Source organism: Halovulum sp. GXIMD14793, assembly GCF_054457435.1.
This window is the reverse complement of the sequence record NZ_JBTLNE010000093.1, coordinates 1-8,428: the sequence shown is the minus strand read 5'-3', so window position 1 is coordinate 8,428 and position 8,428 is coordinate 1. Positions and strand designations below refer to the sequence as shown.

The 8,428-nt window shown below is 52.2% G+C and carries 10 protein-coding genes, 1 tRNA gene and 1 pseudogene; 3 read left to right on the top strand and 9 right to left on the bottom strand.

Annotation, left to right across the window (positions count from 1 at the left end; translation table 11 throughout):
• Nucleotides 1-438: 438 nt before the first annotated feature.
• The 3 genes from ACW9UQ_RS17875 to ACW9UQ_RS17865 all read right to left on the bottom strand — a co-directional run bounded on the left by ACW9UQ_RS17875 (nt 439) and on the right by ACW9UQ_RS17865 (nt 1,380).
• Nucleotides 439-777: a hypothetical protein gene (locus ACW9UQ_RS17875; RefSeq protein WP_458932358.1), complete on the bottom strand. Its 339-nt coding sequence runs from the start codon at nt 775-777 to the stop codon at nt 439-441.
• Nucleotides 778-893: 116 nt separating this feature from the next.
• Nucleotides 894-1,178 carry a hypothetical protein gene (locus tag ACW9UQ_RS17870; protein ID WP_458932357.1) on the bottom strand — a complete coding sequence of 95 codons (285 nt, stop codon included), beginning with the start codon at nt 1,176-1,178 and terminating at the stop codon, nt 894-896.
• Nucleotides 1,171-1,380: a hypothetical protein gene (locus tag ACW9UQ_RS17865; protein WP_458932356.1), complete on the bottom strand. Its 210-nt coding sequence runs from the start codon at nt 1,378-1,380 to the stop codon at nt 1,171-1,173. The genes ACW9UQ_RS17870 and ACW9UQ_RS17865 overlap by 8 nt, the downstream gene beginning before the upstream one ends.
• 162 nt (nt 1,381-1,542) lie before the next feature.
• Here ACW9UQ_RS17865 and ACW9UQ_RS17860 point away from each other — a divergent pair, with 162 nt between their 5' ends.
• Entirely contained in the window at nt 1,543-1,962 is a 420-nt protein-coding gene (locus ACW9UQ_RS17860) for a helix-turn-helix domain-containing protein (protein WP_458932355.1), read from the top strand.
• A 2-nt stretch (nt 1,963-1,964) separates the two neighbouring features.
• Here ACW9UQ_RS17860 and ACW9UQ_RS17855 read toward each other — a convergent pair whose 3' ends face one another.
• The 6 genes and pseudogenes from ACW9UQ_RS17855 to ACW9UQ_RS17830 form a co-directional block, all read right to left on the bottom strand.
• Nucleotides 1,965-3,155, bottom strand: coding sequence for a site-specific DNA-methyltransferase (locus ACW9UQ_RS17855; RefSeq protein WP_458932354.1), 1,191 nt, complete (start codon nt 3,153-3,155; stop codon nt 1,965-1,967).
• Between the two features lie 60 nt (nt 3,156-3,215).
• Nucleotides 3,216-4,940 (bottom strand): DUF6538 domain-containing protein, encoded by a 1,725-nt coding sequence (locus ACW9UQ_RS17850; RefSeq protein ID WP_458932353.1) that lies wholly within the window; start codon nt 4,938-4,940, stop codon nt 3,216-3,218.
• Between the two features lie 93 nt (nt 4,941-5,033).
• Nucleotides 5,034-5,123, bottom strand: a tRNA-Ser gene (locus tag ACW9UQ_RS17845).
• Nucleotides 5,124-5,191: 68 nt separating this feature from the next.
• Nucleotides 5,192-5,647: a helix-turn-helix domain-containing protein gene (locus ACW9UQ_RS17840; protein ID WP_458932352.1), complete on the bottom strand. Its 456-nt coding sequence runs from the start codon at nt 5,645-5,647 to the stop codon at nt 5,192-5,194.
• Nucleotides 5,648-5,663: 16 nt separating this feature from the next.
• Nucleotides 5,664-5,804, bottom strand: a pseudogene (locus tag ACW9UQ_RS17835) (IS256 family transposase); the annotation flags it as partial.
• Between the two features lie 559 nt (nt 5,805-6,363).
• Entirely contained in the window at nt 6,364-6,795 is a 432-nt protein-coding gene (locus ACW9UQ_RS17830) for a hypothetical protein (protein WP_458932351.1), read from the bottom strand.
• A gap of 833 nt (nt 6,796-7,628) precedes the next feature.
• Here ACW9UQ_RS17830 and ACW9UQ_RS17825 point away from each other — a divergent pair.
• Nucleotides 7,629-7,880 (top strand): hypothetical protein, encoded by a 252-nt coding sequence (locus tag ACW9UQ_RS17825; protein WP_458932350.1) that lies wholly within the window; start codon nt 7,629-7,631, stop codon nt 7,878-7,880.
• 59 nt (nt 7,881-7,939) lie between these two features.
• The coding region (locus tag ACW9UQ_RS17820; protein WP_458932349.1) for a hypothetical protein at nt 7,940-8,428 on the top strand (489 nt) is incomplete at its 3' end.

Genomic DNA, 8,428 nt, shown 5'->3' with positions numbered 1-8,428 from the left:
CTTGAGCAATTTGAGGGCTCCGCGCCCGGCGCGCTTGCCCAAAACGAAACCAACGAATATGAAAACCAGACCCGCAGACTCTCGTTATGAATGAGGGAGCCTCGGGGGGCAGGTCAGCGGCTGCTCATATGTGCTTCCCTCAGCGGAGCAGGTCGCCGCAAATATGGTACCACGACCATCAGACTGCGGGTTCGTTAGATCGCAGCGGTTTTCTACGCCCTCAAAGACCCCATTTTGAATCGCCAAAGCACCGCCATCCACGCCGATCTGATCAGATGAGCAAGACCAATCCACACCAGATGGCTGATACAGACCATCGACGTTCTGCGCATTGGATACCCCTGCAACACACAGGGCAACTAAAGTTGTGAATAGAGTCTTCATCAAGGACCTCTGTGCAATGTCTTGGCTGTGAAGAGATTGGTATTCACTGGCGATCTATTCAATCAGGTATGTCGTCGGGCTACCGTTTGATCCGACGATCACCAATTGCCCATCTGCCAAAGCTGCATCTTGGCAGACCTCTGGCCCTGCAAACCGCGCAGGCTGGGTCAGGGTGCGGCACCATTTCCCACCACTGATCCGCCATGTGCCTGACAGTGTGTCACCATTGGCCAGAGTGCCAACCAAAGTTCCGTTCGCACCAGCAGTGAGGCGTGTGTCACCAGCAACCAGCGTACGGCCTGAAACGGCCTCAGTGATCGGGTCGGGTGTCGTTGAAACCTCTGCGCAGGCTGTGACGGCAATCAGAGCGGCGAAGGTGATGATAGATTTCATGAATGTCTCCCGAGTGTTTGGTTTCAAGTTGTTTGATGTGTTGTGCCGACGCTGGTCTGCGGTTTTGATTCTTGTGGGACTTGATGGGGTGGCATTCAGGTGCGGTATCGTAGCCATCACCACAGACAGGTCGTCGACTGGATGTCCTGTGATCCTTGGACCCGATACTTAACAAACCGTGTGGCCGTCCCGTCTGGGTAGGATCGGTGAACATTCACCTCCACGACATCCGTAAGATAAACGTCATGCCCCCGTGCAATACCGTACCTCTGGCTACTCTGAGCAAGGCAGTCGCGGACGTTCTCACGTTCAATCCCGTTGGCGATCCAGAAGCCCGCACCTACCAGCACAGCGGCAATCACCCCGAAGATAACCCAGCCTCCCAATGCTTCGTCACTCATTGCTGCTCTTCCCCTTCTTTTGGTCTTCGACGTTCGGACATGCCTGAGTGCAATAGATGCCAACCAGATCGTTCGGCGTGACCAGACCTTTGGTTGCGACGTTGATACGGTGCATCAGGTCTTTGCGAGGGACGACGATGCCGTCAGCAACGCGGCTGATCGTGGCTGTGGTGGTGCCAACAGTCTTCGCAAAGTCCCCCATGGAAGTGTTCTCAGCAGTCAAGAAGTCATTGAGTCTCATGACTTACATTATTACGTTTTTCGTAAGTGATTCGCTACCCTGTTCGTGATGACAGCGAATAGGCTTCACGAGTGTTGCAAAAAATGTAAGGATGGAAGTGTATTTGAAGAAGAGACCAACCCCGTGGCGATCTACCAGACACTCAAACAGGCAAGAGAACAGGCAGGCTTCACCCTTGAGCAGGCTGCCGAGTGCATCGGCATCAGTGGGGCCAGCTTCTCACGCATGGAGAATGGATTGTCCAAGGTCACCATGGACCGTCTGGAAATGCTGGCCGCTCTGTATGAGGTGTCTGCATCGGCACTGGTGGAGGGTAGCATCGTGACAAAGCCGTCTACTATCGACATCGACCGCCTCAAGCTGGTTGTTGAAGCCGTGCAGCAGGTCGTGAACGATCTGCAAGCACAGCCGTCACCAGAGAAGATGGCATTAGCGGTAAGCGAACTCTACCGTCTTGAGATCAATCACATCGTGAATGACGCCTCTGCTGCGTTTGATCCCGCACGGCATATCGGCGTCATTGAGGCAATGTTTATACTGTAACGTCAGTCGAGGAAGACAATCTCCGCGATCTCGAACCGCTTCTGATCGACGATACGATGAAGGCTGCCTTCATAGGCCGCACGGACCCAAACTCCATCAGAACGATATGTCCAGAAAACGTTTTTGTACTCGCGATGCTGTACCCTGATTTTTTCTATATTGTTGTCCGACTGAAGCCGCCCTGTGCTGCCATCATCCTTTATTTCGACTAGTGCAATGCCGTCGGTACTCGTGCGTCCCGCGATACCGACAACGAAGTCGGGGAAAAAGCGTTTCCCAGATGGTAACATTAACCGTGTCGCCCAAGTCTCATTCTCGGGGTTGCGCAGCCACCACTTCACAGCACCTGAGTTATCCTGGTCCAACAATTCCGCGAAGGATCGTTCCTCTTTGTTTAACCTACTCGGGTAACGCCAAACCTGATCAGGATTGCACGGATACCAAACGCCAGTTTCAGGATCAAGGACTGGGTAGTAGGTATTTGGCCTTTGAAAGCGGTCGTGGGCTTTGGTCAGATTATCTTTCGTCCACGGCCCTCGTGGGTCGTCATCTGGGTTGGAATACGCTGCCTCATTGCGAAGGTTTCCGACAAAACGAAAGTCAGATTTGCAATATGCAAGAACGTGTTCGTGGTTGTCGTTGTAAAACGCACCTTTGGCGTCATTTCCTCCAGTTCTATTTCGCCAGACAAACGAACCAACCCGCATCCCTGGTAGCGCCTCATCCGCCATCAACTCCAACAAGGCCCTCTGATCATCATTGATGGAAATCAGGATCACACCATCTTCGGCCAGTAAGTCACGTGCCAACATCAGGCGGCGGTAGAGGAACTCCAACCATGTAGATTGACGGAACCGATCATCCGCACTCATGTAGCGGTCGTTGTAGACCCAATCCTTGTTGCCCGTGTTGTAGGGCGGGTCGATGTAGATGCACTTCACCCGCCCCCGATGTGTCATCCGCAGCCAGCGCAAGGCGTCATAGTTGTCGCCTTCGATCACCAGATTGTCCCAAGGTGCGGGTTTGTCCGACAAATCACCGTCGATCTGGGCGACGATGAAGTCGTGATCCAATGCCTTGTCAGCATCGATCTCATCCCGTTCCCACACCAGCCCAAGCTTCTTGGTGCGGTCGTGCTTTTCCAAAAGCTCGATCAGTTGGGTCTTGTTGAGATCGTCGTATTTGCCAGTCATCGGAAATCCATTTTTTTCAAGGACATTAGCCTTGGTATTCTAAAGTGAACAGGGGGTGCATTATCGGGCCATGACGCAGGACCAATCCACTTCGGGGTAATCGACCCTGTTAATTTCATCCTTTAGACGGGAAACGCGAAAACCGTTGCCATAGATGTCAAAGGCGCTCGTGTTTCCTCTAGTCCAACCGCCGAGCGCCTTGCCGACCTCGGAGTCCACGCGACCCTCTCGAAGGGCGTCCCTGAAATTGTGACGGAACGAATGGAATTTGTGCTTCGGTCCATGCGTCCCAATAGCCTTAAGATAGCGGTTCACTTTCTTGCTAAAATTGGTCGAGTAGTAACCGTCTGACCCACGGGTGATGTCCCCGAATAGTTTTGCCTGCGGTGGCCGTTCGCGGTGGAAATCCAAGAGACCAAAGTCAATCAGTCGAGGGTGCATCGGAACAAAACGAATTGAACTCCCTGTCTTGACAGATTTGTCGTCACCCCCCGTTGCGCTGATGTGTGTGATATCGAAACCCCAGATGTTCTTTTCAAGCTTGATATCAGCAACATCCAACTGGCATATCTCATTGGACCTCATCCCATTCCAGATGGCGATCAGCGGCACCCAGAATAGGCTGCTTTGGCGTTGTTGCTCCTGATAGACCTGACTGCAAAAGATGACATTCAACTGGTCGTTGGAGAACGCGGCCCGTTTGTCCTCTTTGCGCACTGGGTCTGCGATTGCGATCTCAGCATATGCGGTTGGCATCTTAACCATCTTACCTTTGCGGTGACACCAACTCAGGAACGTCAGCAGCCACCGTAAGTAGTTGTTCACGCCAGTCGGGGACAATTTTGCCATACCCTTGCGTTCTGCACGTGCTGCCAACTCTTCGATAGTCAACTTATTTGCATCTGGCAGTTTCATGAAATTCGGCGGGAGTCTGGCGATCAGATCGCGCACCTGTTCGCAATCTTCTTCCGTGATCTCGTCGACGGGTTTGTCATCTCCAAGGATTTGGAAAACCACACCGAGATACGCTCTAATCGACCTTTTGGTTTTGTCAGTCCGCAGCTTAGTCGGGTTATCTAAGAACTTCTCCATCAACGCGGTTAGGCTCGGCGTTGGTTCGGGTGGTAGGGCAAGTTGATCACCCAAGGAAACGTACGCTTTTGGTCCACCCGTCACCGCATCCACATAATGCGGATTCGGGGCATCATGCACTGCACGACCTCGCAATTGGGCAAGTTCATTCCGTTTCGCTTCAATGAATGTGTCGGCACAGATTTCCAATAGTTGCTGGAACGCCAGTGATCCCTCTGGCAGCCTTATACCGTTCTCTTCCATCAGCGTATGAGCCATGACGCGAATGTGCGGGGTATCAGATCGTGCCAGTCGCAATCTCGCGACGAGATCATCAACCGTTTCGGATCGGGCTTCTGTGAATGCCTTCAGCGTATCGAAGCTGCTGGCCTCGAACTCCGCAATAAGATCGGCACCGCCACGGACATGTGTTGCATAGGCTTCTCGGCCCAACGCCAACTGCTGGTCAGCATCCAGTTCGTGGAACGTTTCCTTGATGGCGCTGAGCCTTCGATACACCGCAGATATCTCACGCCGCTTCTTCTGGGTGGCAGCGGTTGCATGTTGCAATGCTTCTGCCCGATCAGAAGTTCGCAGGGAAACCCAGTATTCCTTGCGCTTCAGGCGTTCCTGCATCGACTTTGGTACCTGCACACGGACGTACCACTTGTTCCCACGCAGGAAGATTTTGGGGACTGATACACGTGGATTCATGGAGCTTACTGTAGCAGCCTATTGTAGCAGCGCAAGTTGCACAAAGCCTTGTTTTGCAGTATCAATCTGAAAAACAAGGATAAAATGTGTGGGTGGCGGAGACGAAGGGATTCGAACCCTCGAAACGCGTTAACGTTTACTCCCTTAGCAGGGGAGCGCCTTCGACCACTCGGCCACGTCTCCACCGGTGGGTCTAGCAGGTATGGGGCGGGGAAAACAAGCGTAGATATGTGTTTGATGGCCTAGCTGACCTAACGGCGCAAGCTTGCGCGAAACTGGGTGGGGGTTTGGCCTGTGAACTGGCAGAATGCGGTGTTGAAGGCAGATGTGGAAGTGTAGCCGATGTCAAGCGCGATCTCGGTTACCGGGGCGGTGTCCTGGGCCATGGTTTCAAGAGCGCGGATCATCCTGAGGCGTTGGCGGGCGGCGCGCCAGGGCATGCCGAGTTCATCCATGAAGCGGCGGGACAGGGTTCGGGGTGTGGTGGCGAGCACACTGGCAAGTTCGTCCATGGTCAAGTTGCTTTCCAGACTGCCAAGCGTCAGGTCGAGGGCTTTGCGCACCAGGTCGGTCCGAGGCTCAGGCATAGAGGTTGGCGAAGGGGTACAGGCTAGGCGCCAGGCTTCAGCGGCCAGGGCCTGAAACATTGGCTGGAAATAGCTGTCCAGGGGATCATCCTCACCAATATTGTGCAGGGCGAACAGCAACTCGCGGGCCAGTGCCGTGTGCGGTCAACTCGGCGCCCAGCATCCGCTCCATCAGCTTGATCTTCAGCTCTTTCATCAGCCCGGCATCGCCGAGCAGGTCTTCAGCGCGCTCAACGCCCTGAAGAAGTTCATCCAGAATTTCCTTTGAGATAGTCATTCATGCTTCCTTTCGGTGAAGCATGAACCGGATCAGTCATACACAAAAGACCGGACACTCTCCCATCCACCCAAGGAAGGGCATCCGTACCTGAAGCGCTCGGCACATCTGCCGCAGCAGATCAAGGATATTGGCTGGAAGGCGCAAACCAGACTGTGCGAGCGGTACCGTCATCTGCGCCGAACCGGGAAACCGCAACCCCGCGTATTGGCGGCAATCGCGCGGGAACTAGCCGGGTTCATCTGGGATATCGCTCGCAAGACGCCACTGACGGTCTGACCGCCCACTCAGCCTGCCTGTGTAGTACGCTGGAGATGGGGGCCATGGATAGGGAAATCCTCGGTCTACGCTTTGGGACAAACATCCGGTCTTAGAGGGAGGTCACCCGTATCGAATTTGGTCAGGCGGTATCCAATCCGCGGATGAGAGAATGACAACCATCGGTTCGGCCTACCGTCTCCAGCGCCTGCACAGGCTACAAACTTTGACCATCCCGCGCCAGCGGGGTAGTTTCATCATGTCGGGAAAATCAAAAATGCTCATGAGAGGGTGTCATTTCTCACTCAGCTACACTCGACCCCACGTAGTGCTGTCCGAGCAAATCAAAATGGCCAAGTGTTACATGCTGCAATTCGTGCAGCATCAGCCAGGTAAGAGAGACGTGAATGGCATCGTCGTTGCGGGCAACAAAAGGCATATCGGCACCAGCGAGAAATGTCTGGTCTGCAAATGCCTCACTCCACAGCTCTTCCACCGCGCTGACAACGCCACCGCTCACACGAATAACATGCGCGCCACGATCCCGCTCCACCAAGGCCCAGAAGTTGGAATCGTCGTGAATGTCCAACTTTGGAAACACCAGAAAAACCTCGCCCATCAACTCCTTGTGCTGTTGAAGAGCCGCCTCGAAAGCAGCCCTAAGACCTGATATCATGTTGGACCTGAAGCCTGAAATCCCAATGCCCTGATAAGCTATCTTGCACAGTTCCAAAATTCCAACCTACTCGCAAAAGCTGTATCGCAAAGAGGGAGGCTGACCGCCACTGCTGTAAAATATGATGAGGGGATGCTTGTCACTTATATCTGTGCGGCACACCACACCCTAACTCCCTAAGACTGACCTGTGATAAACGCCACAAGCTGCCGCTGAGAGTTTGGTTGACGAGTCAGGTCCAAACGTGAATGCTGCCGTCGTGGGGTGTTTGGTTTTCGATTTCTTTTTCGTTTGTGTCTGAATCGGCTGGTTTCCAGAGTCAGCTATCTCGCGAACAATTTTTTGCAATTAGTAGCCCGCAAAATTTGAGATTAAACTCGTAATGGGTTTGGGAGAACGAGGATTAACTTTGCAGAAATCATATAAGATATCAAATAAATTAAACATATTTGCATCCGCGTTTCTGTGGTTCCTATTTTTTGCAGTTTTTGTATCTTTTTATCTATCGGGAAATTCCACGGATTATCGTATTTATTTTTACTTATTTTTTATTACTTTGCTTTCTGTTTCGTATACCTACTATATTTCTCGCGCAAGATATCTTTCTATCAGCAAAAGAGGAATAGAGATCAGTCCTCTCAAATTTACTATATCAGCTGACGAAATAGAAAGCGTCCATCTTCCGAATGAAAAAGGTGATCCCATGCTCGTTGAGATTAAGCTCAAAAAGAGACGTACATTTGTTCTTCCAGCACTAATGAGGGCGTCTGGAAATAATTGCTATATATACCTTAGTAGCTTTAGCCCTCCTGAAAGATCTAGTGTTGTCGAATCGATTTTAAAATTAGATGGCGCTATATAAAAGCCTAAATATTGGAGTGGGGTGAAGAATGAATATATTTTCTCTTGGTTTGAGCTGGATACTTGGGAAGGTACCGATGCCAGCCAATCGCATTGCAGCATTGCAGACGGGTACTGCAATCGGATTGTTTGAAGGGATCGTCACATCAATTCCAGATATTGACGACGGGGATGGTATGACTACGGCTGAGGCGGCTGAATTGATGTTCAGCATAGCCGTTTCTGCTGTGGTTGGCGCACATCTTGGCTTTGTTGGCGTGGGAGTGCTGGGGACCCTTTGATAGCGGGCGCTTTGGGGAGCGCGGCCGGATACGTAGTTCGTCAGCTTATTGAAAGTGGTGTGATTGAGGAAATTGCTAGTGCAGCTGGCGTAGCGGTATCGGCTGTGGTTGGGCTGGTCGAATCCATTGTAGACGCAATAGTACAAAACGCCGAGAATATAATTGAAGCTATATCACCTATAGCTCAAGAAATATTAAATGCAGCTCATGAGATCGTAGTTCCAAGTTGGATTGAAGATCTCGAGGACCTTATTGTCTCCCTATTTGACCCGGTCGTTATTGATATGGATGGGGACGGGGTCGAGTTGATATCTATTCATGACTCGGAGGTCCATTTCGATCTGGACGCGGATGGGTTCAGGGAACATATGGGCTGGGTGTCGCCGGATGATGCGTTGCTGGCCATTGATCGCAATGGCAATGGCCAGATTGACCTGCCCCCCGAGGCTCCCTCATTCATAACGAGAGTCTGCGGGTCTGGTTTTCATATTCGTTGGTTTCGTTTTGGGCAAGCGCGCCGGGCGCGGAGCCCTCAAATTGCTCAAGCG